The following is an 18079-nucleotide window of genomic DNA, read 5'->3' on the forward strand; positions in this document are numbered from 1 at the left end:
CCGACCTGACTGGGCGCGGGCGCGGTGCGACACAACCACCCGGACTTCGCCGACGTTCTGGTCAACGGCGACGGCTGGTGCGACGTCTTCGCGCCGGCGTGAAGAGGCGCGGCGAGCGCCGTTGAGCGGCCGGGGGTAACAGCATACAAAGCTGCCCCCGGCCAGAAGGGCGGGCCGCAGTGTTACCCGTCTGGGCGCTGCGCCCGGCTGACCCCCTGCCGGCCTCGCCGTTCAGCCAGAACCCCCAGCGTTCTTAGTAGCAAGCCAAGGTCGCTGCGCCAGCTGCGCCGGCCGCGATAGTCCAGATAGAGGCGCAGCTTCTCCGGCAGCACCACCTCGCGGTAGAACTGCTCCGGATCCCCGGCCTCCGCCAGACGCTGCTCCTCATCCGCGAAGGCCACAGAGGCCGGGTCCGTGATCCCGGGCCGGTCCTCGAGCACCCGGCGCTGATCCTTGGTATAGAGGGCCACGTACTCCGGCACCTCGGGCCGTGGACCGATTAGGCTCATCTCCCCGCGCAGGACGTTGACCAGCTGCGGCAGCTCATCGAGCTTGTAGCGGCGCAACACGCGCCCGACGCGGGTAACCCGCGCATCCCCGCCGCGCGTGATTGAGGGGCCGCGGTGCTCGGCATTCGCGGTCATGGTCCGCAGTTTCCAGATCCAGAAGAGCTCGCCGTGCTGGCCCACGCGTCGTTGGTGATAGAAGACCGGACCCGGTGATTCCAGGCGGATGGCTGCCGCTAGCAGCAAAAAGAGCGGTAGCTGCAGCACAAGGGCCGCGACCGAGAGCGTATACTCGAAAAGACGCCAGCCGCGGGGTTCACTCATCGGCGGTGGGCGCGCAAGAGCGTGGTGACGGTGTCGGCGACGCGCTCGACCTGGGCATCGGTGAGCCCCGGATAGATCGGCAGACTGACCAGGCGCTGTCCGGCCGCTTCTGCCACGGGGAAGTCCTCGGTGCGCAGGCCAAGGGATTCTCGCCAGTAGCGGTGCCGATGGAGGGGGATGAAATGGACGCTGGCCCCGATCCCCCGCTCGGCCAGTGCGTCGATGAAGCCATCCCGACTGAGATTCAACGCCTCAAGCTCCAGCTGCACAGGGAAGAGGTGCCAGGAGTGATCGGATGCGTTGTCCCGGACCGCCGGCAGACTTAAAGGCAAGCCCGCAAGCTGCTTGCTGTAATAGGCGGCGATGGCCTCGCGCCGCGCGCGCGCCTGATCCGCGCGTTCGAGCTGGGGGCGCGCCAGCGTAGCGGCCAGGTCCGGGAGGTTGTACTTGTAGCCCGCGTCGGTGACCTCGTAACGCCACCGGGTTTGCCCCTGCTCGGTGCTCGCGGTGCGTTCGATGCCGTGCAGCCGGGCGCGCCGGGCCCACTGGGCCAGTGCCTCATTGTTCGTGGTCAGCAGCCCGCCCTCGCCGGTGGTCAGCGGTTTGTTCGCGTACAGGCTGAACGCGGTCGCGTCCCCGAGCGAGCCAACGCAGCGCCCCTGAAAGCGGGCAGGGAACGCGTGGGCGGCATCCTCGACGATGCGGACGTCGTAGCGGGAGGCCAGCTCCAGGAGCTGGTCCATCCGGCACGCTTGCCCCGCGTAGTGGACCGGGAGGATGGCGCGGATGCGCGAATCGGCCGAGAGGTGTCGTTCGACTTCAGTGACGTCGAGGTCCAAGGTCTCGGGCGCGACGTCCACCAGGAGCGGTTCAGCCCCGCAGAGGCGGATGGCCTCCGCGGTTGCCGTGAAGGTGAGCACGCTGGTGATGACCCGATCCCCGGGGCCCACACCCAGCCCTTCCAGCGCCAGATGCATCGCCGCCGTGCACGAAGAGACCGCGACCGCGTGGTGTACGCCGACCGCCTCGGCAAAGCAGCGCTCCAGCTCGGCGGTCTCCGGGCCGGTGGTTAACCAGCCCGAGCGCAGGCAGCGGAGGACGGCCGCCTCCTCTGCCTCGCCAAGATCCGGGCGCGAGAAAGGAACCGGGAGCGGGGAGGAGTTTGTCTTTGCGGCGCCGGGGTCAGTGGAGGGCATGACGGGCCTTTTGGTTCCGGGACGAATCCGTGAGCACGGCGAGTGTGTTGTTCGGCCAGCTTGGGCGATAGGAGGCGATGTTAAACGGTACGAGCGGCATAGGCTATACAGGTTGTGAGCGCACTCTCTCCCCCCTTGCGCCGTCCCTATCGCTGCACGTGTTGCATTAGATGTGCCGCAATATGCAACGCCTGCTTGTAGCGAAGATTCACGATCCGGTCTTCCAGTAATCGCGCCGCCCGTGCCAATCGGACGCCGGTGATCGGAGGCGGTGCCGAGCAATCTCCCCGCTTTTTTGGCATTTCAGCTAGTACTGATGCGAGCTCGCCCGCGTTCAGATTGTCTTTGAGTCCGCCGCCAATCGGCTCAACGCGCCACTTGCCCCAAGTCGTGATTCGCGGGCCATGGGTGGCGGTCATGATCGCCATCGTGCGGTCCAGTCCAGAAGGGTATATCGACAGCGGTAGCTGCCCTACGCTGTCGCGGATATCCGGTAGTAAGGCCTGAAGCTGCTCGTAGATTGATGCCTCATCTTGGGAGTCGATCGCAACCTCAAGAGGCTTGAGCAGCTCCTCGGTCAGTCGCTCATCAAGTGTGTAGCGGGCACTCTTGTAGGCCCGGATCAATTCTTGGGGGGGAGATAACGTCCAGCGTTCGCGAATCATGCGAGGGTGCCACGCCCGCCACTCCGATGTACGAGGTGGGCGCCCAAGACCGGATTCACAGACACGGCACAGGAACCCGTTTTGTTCGAACTCGACGAGTACGTGCACCGCGCGCAGTGCGTCGCGGTCGACGTATTGGAAGAGCAGTTCCTCGTCCTGCAAAAGCTGTCGGGAATGCGGTGTAAAGATCTGTTGTTGGTAGCGTTTCGGTCCGCATCCAAGTCGTGATCGGTGCGTGAAATCGGTATATGCGGGCACGGCGGACAAGGCATGAAAAGGTTGGCGTGGAAGTGGGTCCTCCCAGCGAATCACCCAGGAATGATGAGGGTTGCCTAGCGCGCGCTCCAGCACTTGAGCGGTCTGCTCCTGACGCCGCGGTTGGTGGAAATGCTTGCGCAGTGCCTGAGTATCCATGTTTTCGGCGGGCTGCCAGCGCTGTTCGGGTCTGAAGATCGGATCGATCCGCTGCCGGTCACGGGTCAATTGAATGGTAGAGCGGATTGCACCTCTCAGGGAGCGAAGTAGCTGACGCAGGATCAGAAAGCCGAGGACCGTCGCAAGGAACGCCTCCGCGCTTGCCAGCAAAAGCCCGCATAACAAGACCAGGAAACCGAAAAAAAAGTTAACGGCTGAGGCTGTTTCCACGGCCGTTTTGGGGTCGGCCAAGATTTTGGCGCGGCTCTTCACCCACCATCCGCCTTCGTGGGCAGCGAGTATGCGGGCAGCTAGGGTGAACTCGGCAGCGAACAGCAGAACGAGGACGAGCAGCAGGAACGGCTGCAGCAGCGCAAGAGCTAGCCCGGCCACGGCGATGAGCACAATATCAGCGGCGAGAGTCGTGAAATCTGCGTAGTATCGGCGCGCTCGCTCCTCTTGGCGGTTGATAACGCACAGAGGAGTGGCCTGCTTGGCAACCGCTTGCCCGCCCTTTTCGGTCAGTCGCCCGGCCCAGCGCTCCAGCCAGAGGTTGGCGCTGTAGGCGCCGAATGCGGACAGTGAAAGTGCCGCGATCCAGTGAGAACGGAATGCTGGGTCGATGAAGGGGAAATAGCGCGGCACTTCCGAAGAGCCGGTCAAGATGAGGACCTTCAAAGGTAGGAAGAATGCTAGAAGTTGGGTAACACGCTGCAGGACGATCGCTATCACCGCCGCTACCGAGAGACCAGGGCAGGCCCGGAACAGGGCACCGAGCGTGCGCCAAGTCCACTGCAGGGTGTCCCTTGTCGTTGCGGGAAGGTTCACTGCGTCGCCTTTAGCAGGCGTTGCCGCAGTCTCTCGTGCACGCTGGTGTCTTGGGTGGCATGGCCGCCAATGCGGGTCGCGACCCAGCCGAAGACGTATGAATCAGCGGCATAATACCACCTGCCGCGTCCGGCCCAGACGACGGTGTGTACCAATCGGTCGATGACCGGCAGCGGCTCGAGCATGGCTGCGGCGAGATGGAGTTCCAGACGATCACCGTCGTTGAGTGCCCACTGGCTTCGTAGGTGTTCGGTGGCGAGCACTTCGACGACGTGCAGGGGGGCTGTGGCCCAGCGACAGAGCCAGACCGGCTGCCCGTTGAGCGTGGCCGGCCAGACGCAGTGGTTGCGAGCAAAGCGGATCGCTGCCGGTCGGGCAAAGCGCACCGGGCGCGAGAGCAGTAGGTTGAGGGAGCCGGGGTAAAGGGTTTGCCCGGTAGCCTTTGCAAGAGCTGAGTTCTTTCGTAGCGTCATTGCGGTGGCTTTACCGCGGCCGCTCGCGATACGCCCGGCAAGAGTGACGACTCGAGTCAACGGTCAACCGGGGCTTTGTGTTATAGGGTCGTTTCCGATCGGTTGCTGCAGCGCCGCGCGCAGGGATTGGTTGATATCGGCGCGCTCTGTCGCGGGGCGTATTTGAGGCGGATTCGGCCAGTCGGCGTCGATCCACTCCTCCCCTTGGAAGATAACGGCGTTTTCGTAGCGCGGGAAGATGTGAAAATGTAACAGTGGATCCTTCATCATCAAACACAAAGCGTTGATGCGCACGGCACCCCAGCGGGCCTTGACCCGCTGTTCCGCCTCGCCCAACAGTATAGCCATGTCGCGGGCTTGAGTTTCGTTCAGGCTCGCGAAGTCCAGTACATTGGTACGGGTGCTCAAGATCATCGAGCCCAGGGTTAGTTGCTGGGGCCGAACGGAGAGCACCCAGTGCTCGGTCTCCATCACGGTGAGGGCGTCCAGCTGAAATTTGTCACGGAAAGCGTGCAGTTCGTGATCAGTCATTGCGAGCTCCGAGCGTATTCCATCTTAGTCGTCGAACCAGTGCCGGTTCATCCGCACGAGGCCATGGTGGTCGCCCCGCAGTAGCAGTCGCTGTTGGAGCATCTGCCTCTGGACCGCATCATACCCGGCCGTATCGCCGTTGGACAGGTGCCAGAGGAGGCGCGTGAGAAACAAGCAAACACCCATCAGGTTGTGTACAACCACGAGATTGCGGCGACCGCTTGAGCAAGTGAAGTTGCGCACCGGTGTGCGCCAGTCCCCGTAACACTCGGTCAGGTAGCGGTCACCGTCGCGGGGCCCGAGGATCCGGATGCCGCGCAGCTGGTAGTCGACGAACTCCTGTGGTGTGTGATCCCAGCGGTGCGCTTTGGAGCCGTGCCACCAGACGCCCTCTTCCTGATGTAGCAATGAGAAATCCACGGCGATGCCGGTGCGGTGCACGGCCTTGACGAGCACCGGGACGGACGTAACCCGTATCCCTGCCGGCGAGACACGCAGACGGTACTGATATTCCGTATGCACCGATTCGAAACGACCTGAATTCTTTAAGATGTTTCGCATTCGCCCCAAGTCGGTGTCTTGGGCGGGCAGCCCCAGATCGATGTCGAAATCGTGTGCCAGAAAGTCGCCCTCACGAAAAAGCCCGAGAAACGTTCCGGATAGCGCGGTCCAGCGCCAGGCATTCAGCGGCAGTAGCCTGGCTACATCCTGCAGGGTGACCTCGGCGTCGTCCCGGGCGAAGTCGCCGGACAGTGAGTTGTTGGCCGACGAGATGCCGGCGTTGCCCGGTGGAGCCGGGGTCGGCACGTGGGCGCGGTCCGTTTTCAGTCGCTCAAGTAGGCGGTCGGCGTCGTCTAAAAACGCGGCTAGAGTTGATGCCGCGAGTCGCTGATTTTGCTCCAGTGCGGCTTGATGGACGACTTGCGCTTGTGCGGTCAGTCGGTTGAGGGCCGCAATCCGAGGCGGGAGCCGGTGAGCGCGTCGATTCACCCAACGGGCTAGATTTCGGCTTTCACTCAGCGGAAGACCATCACTGAAACAGAAAAAGGGATCGCTGTCCGGCGACCCAAGGCCTGGCCAGCCACGACTCGCATACCAGTAGGCGCGGCGCAGGCCATCCTTGAACGAGTCCGACCAGAACTCCCGGCTGAGGTGACGCGCAAGTCCAGGCCGGCCAGTAACGGCAAGGCAACCCGCATACGCCGCCGCGGCCAGTAGCAGCCGCTCTAAAGCCGCGTGGCGACGGTTAAGATACTGAAGGAGCCGATAGCTTTTGGCGGGGCTCAGGTGAGTCTTACCACTCACAGTGGGCCTCGTATTGCTCAAGGGGGTACAGCGGATAGAGTCCGGTGGGAACTAGCTCGCCGGCCTCGCTTGTCGGTTGCGCCTCGATCTGCGTCCGCATCTGCTGGTAGTCAGCGGGCGTAATGCAGACTGAAGCCAGTTTGCGCTGGACGAAGCGCGGTACGTGTCGTGAAGCGTTGGAATAGTCGGGATCCGGTGTTTTCCAGTTGTCGCCGTAGTAAGCCGCCAGGAAATGCTCAGCGCGTCGAGGAACGTCCACCTCGACCCCGCGCAGCGTCTCGGTGCGCACGGGCTCGAAGTCCTCTGACCGCAGCGGCAGGCATGCCTGCTTGTGAGCCCAGATACAGCCGTCCTCGAACCACACTGGGCGAACGTCCAGGTAGGTCGCCGGAGGGTCATTCTTGCGCCGCAGTCGGAACAGTCGGCCGTTGCGATTGAAGCTGCAGGTGAAGCCGGCTCGCACTAGTTTGACAACAAGTTGCATCACCTCCTGCTTGACAGCCGTCGCGTGCGTTTGACGAGAGAGATAGCCGACGTCAAAGTCATCGTCCCCCTCAATAAAGTCCCCCTCGCGGATATGCCCTAGCAGGGTGCCATACATCAGGAACAAAGGGGTATTGAGGGTGCAATTGCAATACTCGCGGGCCTGCGAGTAAATGCTTAGGTAGTGCTGCTGTCGGGCACGGATGCCCTCAGGTGTCCGGCTAAGAAACCCCTTTTTATCGATGTGCCCACCGGCGGCTAGGTGTTCGAACACCGAGCCGTCGGCGTGGGGCAAGGTGATGGCTAGCTCGGGTCCCTGCAGGCAATCAAGCGCATGGCCTTCCGCGGTGCGGATCGAAATCCGGCACGATTTCGGGAATCGGGCCAATACCTCGCGCTTCACGTGGTAATGAAAATAGGGGGGCGCAAACCGAGTGCGGTGCAGCGGCAGGGTACGGATGTAGTGGTCGTTCAACCAGAGTTCCAAGTGGTTCTGTTTCGTGGCGCGGCGGAACACAAAGCCGTCGAGACGCAGTCCGAGGTGTGTAAAATCGGCATCATACTGCCCCATCATCTTTCGGCAGCGCGGTGAGGTTCGACAATCAGCACGGGTTGCGGGGATCCCGCAGATGTGCAGCGGGTCAGCCGGTTCACAGTCCCTGTTGGCAGCTAACCAGCGGTTTTTCTCTTGGTGGAATTCTATTAACTGCTGATAACGAAAGGGGCTGCGGTGCCCCCTTGAACACATTCTTTGAGAAAACCGCTCCAGCCCGTTGAAAACGGAGGCCGCGAAGCGATTCCAGCCAGCGCCTTCAGCGGCTTTAGCCACGCAGTGTATCGTCGCTGCGACAGGGTGTCGATACACCGAAAGCCACCGTACGACCCGCTTCACGCAGGTAAGGGAGTGGCAGTGTATGCGTTCAAACATGTTTTAGAGCGCGATGCGTTGTTGATGTCTGTGGCATCTTGATGTTTCCTATCGCTGTGATGTCATTGAATTCTTTTTAAAACGGCAGGTTTTAAAAAGTCCAGCGACTTTTGCAATCTTTTTATAAAGCCTATACGTGCCTCGACCCTGAAGTCCGTCTAGTTTATCTTTCTTCTTTTTGTGTTTTCTCTTTTTTTTGGTAATTCTTTTTTTGGTTAGCCAGTAATCGTAAAGAACGTAATCAATAGGTCCTCTGGAAGCAATGACCGTGGCTGCGTCCTGCTCCTTTTTAGTAAGAAAAGCGTTTTTATGTATATCCGTCTCGAGCGTATGCGTTTTTAATGCGTTGTAGTAACCGTTTATTTTTCTCCGGGTGTTGCGGTGTAGGTGCTTATTCAGCTGTTTGAATTTGAAAGCGTTATATTCATTGATAATGTCGGGAGCCAGGTCGTCTAACTTAAGGCGTTCCTCGAGAGCCTCAAAAGCGCGTGGCAGGTCGCTTACTGTGTCATTCTGCCAGTGGGTTGTTGAGCCCTCTCGAAACCGTCGGTTGAGATAGTAGGTTTCTGTCGTGTATGCAACGCGCCGAGCCGAGAACAGGCATGCGTAGGTGAAGGGCAAGTCCTCGTAGAAAATCCCTTCTGGGAAGTGGATTTGGTTGCGTTCCAAGAAGGCCTTTCTGTAGAGCCTATTCACGCAAATGAAGCGTAAGTTAAATACCCCGCCTTGGAGGTCCTTCCAAGAAAAGGCGTTGTTTTCGTACTGCTGCAGCTCCTCCGGGTTGTTGTCGTTAGGGAAAAGTTCTCCCGTTTTGTTTGAAAATTTTTTTATACGACACAGGGCCATGTCAGCGTCATGAGCGAGCAGCGAGGTCAGAAGCTCACTCATCATGTTCGGCGCCATCAGATCGTCGCTATCTAGGAACGCGATGTAGTCACCTGAGGCCTTTTGTAAGCCGATGTTACGAGCTGCTCCCGGACCTAAGCGGGTAGGCTGCTGGAGCAGTATGAACTCGTTGAACTTCGGCTCAAACGAGCGGATTGCATCCGCGGTGCCATCCTCAGATGCGTCATCAATACATATTAGCTCTATGTTTGGGTGATCCTGCTGCGCGACCGATTCTAGCGCCTCTTTGACGTAAAGCTCTGTGTTGTACGCTGGGATGATGACCGAGATCTTGGGTGGTTGATGCATGGTGCTCGACTGCAGTGTCTCGAGTGAAGGTGGTGCGGATGAGTCGATCAGATACCGCACCGCTGGCGGTACTGCTCCAGAGGGTAGAGGTCGGTGAGGCCGATAGCGATCAGTTCGCCCATTTCGGGCCTGTGCTCTCTCTCCTGGTTCACTTCATGGCTGAGTTTTCGAAGCTCGTTTGGGTTGAAGCAAGTAGCTGAAAGGTTAGCCTTGACGCTCCGCGGCACGAGCCGCGTGGAGTTTGTGTACCCGGGGTCTGGGGTCGTCCAAGTGTGGCCGTAGTAGGCCTCAAGGAACTTTTCGGCATCCCTTGGGATGTATACCGCGGTCCCACGTAGAGTTCGTCGCTCGACTTGCCGAAAGCCCTCCAGGGGAAGCGCCAGGCAGGCCTGTTTGTGGGCCCAGACCCGCTTATCCTGATACCAGACCGGACGGACATCGAGGTGGAGCTCCGCGCCAGTGGATGGGGTGCGAAGCCGAAATGGCCTGCCGCGACGATTGACGGCGACGGTAAAACCGGCCCGCAGGAGCTTAAGGATGATCTCACGAGTCTCCATTTTTATAGCATGCGGGTCCTCATGTTCCGAGATATAGCCTACGTCAAAATCGTCATCGTGGGGGATTAAATCACCATCGCGGTAGAGCCCGAGGAGGGTGCCGTACATTAGGAAAAGAGGGCGCCCCAAGTTGTTATCGAAAAACTCGCGCGCCGCGGCGTAGAGAGCTAGGTAAGCATCCTGACGGGCACGGACCTCCTCAGGCAACGGCGGGAGATACCCCTTCTTATCCAGCATGCCTCGGTGAGCGATGTTGCATAAGAGTTGTCCGTTCCCATGAGGAACTTTCGTTATGAGATCAAGGGTTCCATCAGCCATCAAGGGCGCGCCGTCCGCGCGGCGAACCTCGAGCCGGCTAGCCTCTGGGAATTGGTCGAGGGTAGGTCGCTTGATCGTGACAGAGAAGGTCATGGTCCCCTGCGCCCGATTCAGCTTAAGTCGGCGAATGGGCTGACCGTTGATTAGAATCTCAAGTTCGTCTTGCAGGCGGGATGCACGGCGACCGCTTATTGCCCCGCCGAGGGCTAAGCCAAGATGGTTAAAATGGGCGGAGAACCGACCACAGGGGCGGATCGGACCAGGGGGGACGTTGCCGGCTAGGACTTGGCAGTCGAACAGGGGGTCTTCGGCTGCAGGGAGCCCGGCGTGATAGCGGTCTCGATGAACAAGGAACTGGCATTTTTGTCGCGATTTCGCGACGTCCTGATCGCCGGTTTGTTCCGCCTTGGTGAGCGCCCTTGCGTAGTTGGCCTCGGCCTGAATGATTTGTCCCCGTTCGCGCTGAGCGTCGGCCATGCGGTATGCCCATATGGCCTGCCCCGTAGCGTGGAACGCCCATCTGCCAACCTGATACCTGACGTAGGGCGGCATGAGCGTTCTCACGGCACTTGTTATAATTCCGGTAAAAGAAGCGATCTGTAGACTGAACATCGGTTAAAGCGCCATGTCCGCGCTCGTTATTCGGTCCACTACCTGCCTTAGCTTCGTGCTTGACGTATGCCGCGTATAGGGGAAATAAGCTATCTCGACGCCCACCTCGCCAAACTCCTTCTCTAACTGGTTCCACTTGTCACTACCACGCCAGTCATCGCCCACGAATATTTTGTCAAATTTTAGGTTGTTCCACGCCTCCATCTTGTCCATTGATGTCTGAGGCAGGGCTTCATCGACAAAGTCAATGTGTTTAACGATTTCCATACGCTCTGCAAAGGGGATGATTGGCTTTTTCCCTTTCACGCGCTCGCAGAGTTCGTCAGTGGTCACACCGACAATCAGGTAGTCGCATTCGAACTTGGCCCGCCGAAGCAGATTCAGGTGTCCTATATGAAACATGTCATAGACGCCGGTCGTGTAGCCAATGCTCTTCAAAATCTCACCTCTTGCCTGCGACCATCCCGAGCGGAGGTAGAGTAGCTCAGTTGATAGACAGGGTGCTGTGCAAGCCCTCCAGTCTGCCGCGGATATTGGCGAAAAGCTAGCCGAAGACCAGGTGGTTGTACCTTCTGCGCCACTGACGTGGTCAGCCGGGTGGGGAGCATGCTTGTTACGCCCAGCACCTTTGACACGACGCGGCGAAGTGCTAGGCTGCGCCACTTATCTTACAAGGGTGTGTCCCCTTGAGCCCACGCGTGACCAAAGGCTGAGTTGATTATCGTGAGTAGATCGCAATCCCAGGCCTCCGGGCAAGCGCAGGAACAGGGCGAACTGCGAGCGTGCTTGGGCCAGCTCAAGCAGGCCATCATCGCGGTGGCCGCGTTCAGCTTCTTCATCAACCTGCTTATGCTCGTGCCCCCGATGTTCATGCTGCAGATGTTCGATCGGGTGCTCTCCAGCGGCAGCGTAGAGACGCTGGTTATGCTGCTGGTGGTGGCTGTGGGGCTGCTCATCGTCCTCGGCCTGCTTGAGTGGTCGCGCAACCGTGTCTTGGTCCGCGCCGGCGGACGGCTGGATGGCATGCTGGGCAGCCGCTTATTCGATGCTACCTTCTTCCGCGCCCTTCGGCGGCCGGACGGCGCCAACGCGCAGCCGCTGCAGGACCTGACCACGCTGCGTCAGTTTATGACCGGCCAGGGCGTCTTCGCCTTCTTTGATGCCCCGTGGACGCCGCTTTTTCTGCTGGTGATCTTCCTGCTCCACCCATGGCTAGGTATCTTCGCCACCGTGGCTGCGGTCATCCTCTTCGTCCTAGCTTATGTCAACGAGGTTATTACCCGTCAGCCGTTGGGCGCGGCGAACGCGCAGTATAACCGCGAGACCGATTTTACCAACACCAACCTGCGTAATGCCGAGGTCGTCGAGGCCATGGGCATGACCGGGCGGCTGCGCCAGCGCTGGCGCGCCATGCATAACGACGTGCTCAGCCTACAGGCGGTGGCCTCGGATCGCTCCGCCAATCTCACCTCCGCCTCGAAGTCGCTGCGCCTGATCGCCCAGGTCGGCATCCTCGCCCTCGGCGCCTACCTGGCGGTGGAGCAGGTGATTACCCCAGGCGTCATGATCGCAGCCTCGATTATCATGGCCCGTGCGCTGGCTCCGGTGGATCAGGCGATGCACGCCTGGCGCGGATTTATCGGCGCCCGTAACGCCTGGAGCCGTCTCGAGGATGTGCTGCAGAGCACGCCGCAGCGCGGCGAGCACATGGAACTGCCCGAGCCCCAAGGCCGGCTGACCGCCGAGAACCTGGTCGTGGTCCCGCCGGGCGGCCGCACCCCGGCCCTGCGCGGCGTGGATCTGGACCTCAACCCCGGGGATACACTGGGCGTCATCGGCCCGAGTGCCGCCGGCAAGTCCACGCTGGCCCGTGCCCTGGTCGGCGTCTGGCCGAGCTACGCGGGCACGGTGCGCATCGATGGGGCCGAGATCGAGCACTGGAACCGCGAGCAGATCGGCGCCCACATCGGCTATCTCCCGCAGGACGTGGAGCTCTTCGACGGCACCGTGGCCGAGAACATCGCCCGCTTCGGCGAGGTGGACTCGCGCAAGGTGGTCGAGGCGGCGCGCAAGGCCGGATTGCACGATATGATCCTGCGTTTGCCGGAGGGGTACGACACCCGCATCGGCATCAACAGCGGGGCGCTCTCGGCCGGGCAGCGTCAGCGCGTGGCCCTGGCGCGCGCCGTTTACGGCAACCCCAAGATCGTCGTCCTCGACGAGCCCAACTCCAACCTGGACCAGGCCGGTGACGAGGCGCTCGTCGACACCATACGCAAGCTGCGCGAGGACGGCTGCACCGTGGTGCTCATCGCCCACCGCGCGGCCATTCTCAGCGCCGTGGAGCAGGTCCTGGTACTGCGTGACGGCAAGGTTGCCACCCTCGGCTCGCGCCAGGATGTCCTCAATCGCCTGACCCGCGCGAGCAGCGCCTGAGGTTCTCAGACATGACGGAACGTAGATCCGAAGACGAAAACCCGGAGCGCGGCGACCATCCGGCCCGTCGGGATGACGGCAACGCCGACTCCACTCGCGAGGGAGAGGTGGTCGAGCGCGCTGAGACGCGTGAAGGCGAGCTCCAGCCGGCCGGCGGCAACGGCGGCAGCAATGCCGGCCCGCCGCCCACCAACGACCGCTTCCCGCGGATGTTTGGGTTGGGGGTGATCCTCGTAGCCTTCTTCGGCGTCGGCGGTTGGGCGGCTACGGCCAAGATCGACGGCGCCGTGGTCGCCCCGGGGACGGTCACCGTCGACTCGTACCGGCAGACGGTGCAGCACCTGGAGGGGGGCATCGTCGAGCGGCTGCACGTGCGCGACGGTGATGTGGTCGAGCGAGGTGACTTGCTCATCCAGCTCGACGAGACCCAGGCCCGGGCCGAGTACCTGATGACCTGGCACCGCTACGTTTCCACCCTGGCCCGCCAGGCCCGGCTCGAGGCGGAGCTTGAGGGCGAAGAGGAGCTCGCCTTCCCCGAGCAGGTTGAGGAGAGCGCTGAGCAGAGCGAGGCCATCGAGCGCGTCCGGCGCATGCAGGCGCGGCAGTTCGAGACCCGGCGCGACGCCCTGCACGGAGAGATCGAGGTCCTCGAGCAGCGCATCGATGAACTCGGCGAGCGCATCGAGGGCATGGAGGCGCAGCGTGAGGCCAAGCTGCGCAGCATCGACTCGCTCGAAGAGGAGATCGTGACCAAGGAAGAACTCGTCGAGCGCGAGGCGATCCCCAGCTCCGAGCTGCGCCCGCTTGAACGCGAACTCGCCGGCCTCGAGGGCGAGGCCGGCGAGCTGCGCGCCTCCATTGCCGCCTCGCGGATCGAGATCGGCGAGGCGCAGCTGCAGATGATCCAGACGCAGCGGGAATTCCAGCGCGAGGTGGCTGCTGACCTTGGCGAGGCCTCGGATCAAGTCGATGAGCTTGAGGAGGAGCTGCGCGCGCTGGAGGACACCCTGGCGCGCAAGCAGATCCGTGCCCCGGTCGGCGGCGAGGTGGTGAACATGCAGGTCCACGCCGAGCGGGCCGTCATCCAGGGTGGCGAGCCGGTCCTGGACCTGGTGCCCGAGGACGAGCCCCTGGTGTTGGAGGGCGAGGTTCGGCCACAGGACGTGGACAACGTCCACCCGGGGATGACCGCCGACGTGCGTTTCACCGCTTTCAGCTTCCGCCGCACGCCGGTGATCGAGGGCGAGGTGACCTTCGTCTCGGCGGATCGCATCGAGGAGGAGGACCAGGAGCCGTACTACAAGGTCCGCGCCGTGGTCGAGGACGAGGAGCTGGCGAAACTCGGCGATGCGGACCTGCGCCCGGGTATGCCGGCGGACGTGATGATCAATACCGGTGAGCGTACGCCGCTGCAGTACCTGGCCAAGCCGATCACCGACGCCATCGCCCGCTCGTTCCGGGAGGATTGAGCATGCCGGTACGGCTGCGCAAGGGCATGGTCGCGCTGGCGACGCTCGTCGGGTTCTCCGGACCGATGGGGGCCAGCGCCGGCCAGTCGGCCGAAAGCCTGCTCGACATCTACCGCCAGGCCGAGCAGGCGGACCCGGAACTGCGCGGGCAGCACCTGGAGTACGAGGCCCTGCTCGAGGACCGGCGCGCGGCACTCGGGGCGCTGCTGCCGAGTGCGCAGATCAGCGCCGAGGTCCGCTACACTGATCGGGACGAAGAGCGGGCGCGGGTGGAAGGGACGGCTGTGGAGACGGAATTCTCCCGTACCTTTACCCAAGAACAGTACATGCTTAACCTCAGCCAGCCGCTGTTCGACCTGCCGGCGTGGCACGAGTGGCAGGGCAGCCAGCGCAGCGCCGACGCCGGGCAGGCCGAGCTGGAGGCGCGCCGCCAGGATTTGATTCATCGCGTGGCCGAGGCCTACCTCGGCGTCCTCGACGCCCAGACCAACGTCGAGCTCCAGCAGCGCGAGTTGGAAGCGGTGCAGGCCAGCCTCCGGCAGGCGGAAGCCCTGCACGATGCGCGGGAGATTGCCACCAGCGAGTACGAGCAGGCGCGGGCCCGTTACGACAACGTCCGGGCGGCACTCATCCGTGCCGAGGGGGAGTTGGAGGTCGCGCACGAGCAGCTCGCCGAACTCACCGACCGCCGCCACTACAACCTGGCCACGCTGCGCCCGGACGCCGAGCTGCCACCGCTCGACCCGCCCGAGTTGGAGCTATGGCTTGAGCACGCGTATGCAGGCAATCCAGAGCTGATCGCCGCCCGCGCCGAACTGGCAGCGGAAGGGCGGCAGGCGCGGGCGGCCTCGGCACAGCGCTATCCCACAGTGGATCTGGTGGGCGGATACACGCGGTTTGATGATGCTGCCGAGGTAGATATGGATGCTGCCGATCAGGCCGAGCAAAATGCCCGCCAGCTCGATGACCTATACGTGGGTGTCCAGATCCAGATGCCGCTGTTCGAGGGTGGCTCCATCAATGCCCGGGCCCGTGGTGCGGAGCGCCGACATGACCGCCAGCGCGAGCAGGTCGAGCAGGTTCGCCGCGGCGTGCGCAGCGATGCGCGTAGCGCCTTCCAAGGCATTTTGAGCGGGCGCAGCGAGATTGAGGCCTACCAGGTAGCGGTTCGCTCCGGCGAGCGGACCGTGCAGGCGATGGAAGACGAGATTGAGGCCGGGACGCGGGATATCACGGACCTGCTTGAGGCGCAGCGCGAACTCTTCGAGTCGCGGCGCAACCTGGCCGAGGCGCGTCATCAGTACTTGCTGGATACACTCCAGCTCCGGCGCGCGGCGGGCCACCTGGGTGGCGAGGACATAGTCGCATTGGATCAGCTCTTTGGCGGGTCCTGAGGCGAACGGCAGTTGGTGGCGGCCGACGCGGCGCCAAGATAAATGGCCCGCCTAGTTGTTGTTCAACGCCGCTACGGACAGATAAGCGGGGAGGTCACCGGCGGGCATTGGGGTAGAGAAATAGGGGCCCTGCGCCTCGTCAAACCCGAGATTGTGTAGCTGTGTCACGGCCTGTTGCGAATCCACGCCAGTCGCGCTGAGCATCAAACGTGACTGCACCGCCAGCCTCGCCACGATGGAGGTGAGGCCGACCTGATCTGCCGTGCCCCGGGTGCCCAGCGCGGGGCAAGGAACCTTAAGTCGGTCGGCCGGAAGCTCCGGCATCTCGAACAGCGGCGCGTGGCCGTGTCCAAAATGGTCGATCGCCATATGGATGCCGTGGCTGCGCAGGTCGGACATGCGACGGGTCAGGGCGGTATCCGTCGCAGAGAGTTCGCGTTCGGCAACCTCGAGCTCGAGCGTCCCCCGGGGCGCCTTGATGCTGTTCAACCCTCGGCGCAGGCGATCGGGGTCAAGGGCATCGTGAAGGATGCCTTCGGCGGTGACGTTTATGGCGACCCGAGGCCAGTGGGTTCGCCCCCCCGCCAGCGTCTGGAGATCGCGGAATACCTGATCCACGGTCCAGGCCTCGAGTTCACCCAACAGCCCTGCCTGTCCGGCCGTATTTAGCAGGCTGGGCGTGTCGATGAAACCCTGCTCGGGATGGGTCCAGCAGACCAGCGCCTCAAGCGCCACGCAGCGCCCGCCATTGAGCTCATGGATAGGCTCGTAGCGGAGTTCGAGCTCACGGTTGTGCAGCGCTGTTTGTAGGTCCCGAAGCAGTGCGACCTGCTCCGACACGCCGTTTACCAGGGGCCGATCGACCAGCCGCGTCATCTCACCTTCGCGCCCGGCGGCTTCCAAAGCGGCCCAACTCAGATGGCGCAGGACGTCAGGCGACTGGGCGTCGTCAGGGAACAGGGCGACACCGGCTCTTGGAGTCATATCGACATGGAATTGGTTAGCCTCGGGGGACTGGTTTATCGAGTGCCGGAGGCGGTCTACCATCTCCCGAGCGTCGGACTGCTCGGTTAGCCCTGGCAGTATAATGGCCAGCGCATGGTCGTCGGCCAAGGCGATGCGGTCGGTGCGGCGCAGGCTTCCTTGAAGGGCGTCGGCTGCAGCACGGAGCAACTGCTTACAGACATCCGGCCCAAGTGTGCCCGCGGCTCGGCGCAGCGCCTCAAAGTCCAAGATGACCAACGCCATGTGCGTCTCCAGCCAATTGGCGAAGACTGCCCCCCGCCTGAGCAGCTCATCGACTTGGTCGGCAGCCGGCAGCCCGGTTTGAGGTTCGCGCGAGAGCGTCCTCTCGCCGTAGGGACCATGGGGAGTCGGTGGCGTGTCGCTCGCAGATGCGTTGGCGTCAGCAGTATTGACCCAGAGCAGTGTAATGGGGCCTTCTTCAAACCGCAGCTCGGTGACTCGCGCCGACAAGGTGCACCGGACCCCGTCGTCCCCGCAGCGGACCTGAAAATACAAGGGGCTGCGCACCTGTCCATTGGCGTTCTGTCGGCCGTTGTAAGTCTCGTGTGCACGTTCAAGAAGCCGCTCCGCGGCCTCGGTTGGTAGGATTGAATCAATGGTTGCGCGCCGCACCTTGTGAGCAGGCGTGCGCAGCAGCACCTCCGCCATCGAATTATAGACGACGATTTGTCGGTGATGATTAAACCCGATAATAGCCTCGTCTGCGTCATTTAATAACGCTTCAAGAAGGCGGGTACGATCATCGCCACAATTAACGTCGAGCAGCCCATTGTGCACGGTGCGGGGCGGAACCGTGGCGGCGAGGTAATGCTCGATGAGGCGTAAAGGATGGACCCGGAGCGCCTCCGCTAGCTCGATCATTTTGCTAAGATTCGGGTGGCGATCGCTCTGCCAAAGTCCGTAAAGGGATTGGCGACTCATTCCGGCCCGCTGCGCAAGCTCAGTCAGTGAGAGGCGCTGCTTTTGCGCGTGTCGGCGGACAAACTGTTCCAGCTGCTCGGTCAAGACGGGGCCTCCTTGGCCAGGATGATCGCGGCCATACCCACAGTGTGCGTACGACAATGTCTTTACGTCCAGATTTTAGGCAAAGCCCGGGGCGGCGAGGAACACATGCTTTCCACGATGTCGAACAAAATGGACAGCACTAGAGGCCACGGCGCGGAGTAAAGAGCTCGCAACGGCGTCTAACCTATAGGTCTCCTGCGTCCACGCGGCAACAACAGGCGGCTTGCATGGGTGGATCGTTAATAAAACAACAACAGCGAAGTGTGAACTCGTCTCGGTGCGCTTGTCGCCTCTACCTCGGCCTGCCTGATATGGTGTCCGACACGAATGGCCCGGCCGTAATGGAATGGGCAGGCTGCCAGGCGAAAGCAGCAATCTGATAAAACAACGCGTGAGTATGGCGGGACCCGTTCAG

At 62.1% G+C, this 18079-nt stretch carries 14 protein-coding genes; 3 read left to right on the top strand and 11 right to left on the bottom strand.

What is annotated here, in order from left to right; all coding sequences use genetic code 11:
- Positions 1-182: 182 nt before the first annotated feature.
- From LRG07_RS08935 to LRG07_RS08980, 10 genes are all read right to left on the bottom strand, one after another.
- Positions 183-830 carry a sugar transferase gene (locus LRG07_RS08935; RefSeq protein WP_238642166.1) on the bottom strand — a complete coding sequence of 216 codons (648 nt, stop codon included), beginning with the start codon at positions 828-830 and terminating at the stop codon, positions 183-185.
- Entirely contained in the window at positions 827-2026 is a 1200-nt protein-coding gene (locus LRG07_RS08940) for a DegT/DnrJ/EryC1/StrS aminotransferase family protein (protein WP_238642167.1), read from the bottom strand. The genes LRG07_RS08935 and LRG07_RS08940 overlap by 4 nt, the downstream gene beginning before the upstream one ends.
- A gap of 146 nt (positions 2027-2172) precedes the next feature.
- Positions 2173-3837, bottom strand: a complete 1665-nt coding sequence (locus tag LRG07_RS08945; protein ID WP_238642168.1) for a hypothetical protein — start codon at positions 3835-3837, stop codon at positions 2173-2175.
- Positions 3838-3929: 92 nt separating this feature from the next.
- Entirely contained in the window at positions 3930-4406 is a 477-nt protein-coding gene (locus LRG07_RS08950) for a hypothetical protein (protein WP_238642169.1), read from the bottom strand.
- Positions 4407-4469: 63 nt separating this feature from the next.
- The gene (locus LRG07_RS08955; RefSeq protein ID WP_238642170.1) at positions 4470-4937 is read right to left on the bottom strand and encodes a hypothetical protein; all 468 of its coding nucleotides are present in this window, start codon (positions 4935-4937) and stop codon (positions 4470-4472) included.
- Between the two features lie 24 nt (positions 4938-4961).
- Positions 4962-6242: a hypothetical protein gene (locus tag LRG07_RS08960; protein ID WP_238642171.1), complete on the bottom strand. Its 1281-nt coding sequence runs from the start codon at positions 6240-6242 to the stop codon at positions 4962-4964.
- Positions 6232-7554, bottom strand: coding sequence for a LicD family protein (locus LRG07_RS14070; protein ID WP_238642172.1), 1323 nt, complete (start codon positions 7552-7554; stop codon positions 6232-6234). The genes LRG07_RS08960 and LRG07_RS14070 overlap by 11 nt, the downstream gene beginning before the upstream one ends.
- Before the next feature lie 147 nt (positions 7555-7701).
- Positions 7702-8847, bottom strand: coding sequence for a glycosyltransferase family 2 protein (locus tag LRG07_RS08970; protein WP_238642173.1), 1146 nt, complete (start codon positions 8845-8847; stop codon positions 7702-7704).
- Positions 8848-8894: 47 nt separating this feature from the next.
- Positions 8895-9641, bottom strand: coding sequence for a LicD family protein (locus LRG07_RS08975; protein WP_238642174.1), 747 nt, complete (start codon positions 9639-9641; stop codon positions 8895-8897).
- A gap of 696 nt (positions 9642-10337) precedes the next feature.
- The gene (locus tag LRG07_RS08980; protein ID WP_238642175.1) at positions 10338-10772 is read right to left on the bottom strand and encodes an adenylyltransferase/cytidyltransferase family protein; all 435 of its coding nucleotides are present in this window, start codon (positions 10770-10772) and stop codon (positions 10338-10340) included.
- 285 nt (positions 10773-11057) lie between these two features.
- On the opposite strand from LRG07_RS08980, the gene LRG07_RS08985 reads away from it, so the two are divergent.
- From LRG07_RS08985 to LRG07_RS08995, 3 genes are read left to right on the top strand one after another with little or no spacing between them, the layout of a single operon-like run.
- The gene (locus LRG07_RS08985; protein WP_238642176.1) at positions 11058-12770 is read left to right on the top strand and encodes a type I secretion system permease/ATPase; all 1713 of its coding nucleotides are present in this window, start codon (positions 11058-11060) and stop codon (positions 12768-12770) included.
- Between the two features lie 11 nt (positions 12771-12781).
- The gene (locus LRG07_RS08990) at positions 12782-14239 is read left to right on the top strand and encodes an HlyD family type I secretion periplasmic adaptor subunit (RefSeq protein ID WP_238642177.1); all 1458 of its coding nucleotides are present in this window, start codon (positions 12782-12784) and stop codon (positions 14237-14239) included.
- A 2-nt stretch (positions 14240-14241) separates the two neighbouring features.
- Positions 14242-15633, top strand: coding sequence for a TolC family outer membrane protein (locus LRG07_RS08995; RefSeq protein WP_238642178.1), 1392 nt, complete (start codon positions 14242-14244; stop codon positions 15631-15633).
- Between the two features lie 51 nt (positions 15634-15684).
- Here the strand turns inward: LRG07_RS08995 and LRG07_RS09000 are convergent, their stop codons facing one another.
- Positions 15685-17664, bottom strand: coding sequence for an EAL domain-containing protein (locus tag LRG07_RS09000; protein ID WP_238642179.1), 1980 nt, complete (start codon positions 17662-17664; stop codon positions 15685-15687).
- Positions 17665-18079 lie beyond the last annotated feature (415 nt).

The organism is Halorhodospira sp. 9622, assembly GCF_022228025.1.
Lineage (GTDB): Bacteria > Pseudomonadota > Gammaproteobacteria > Nitrococcales > Halorhodospiraceae > Halorhodospira > Halorhodospira halophila_A.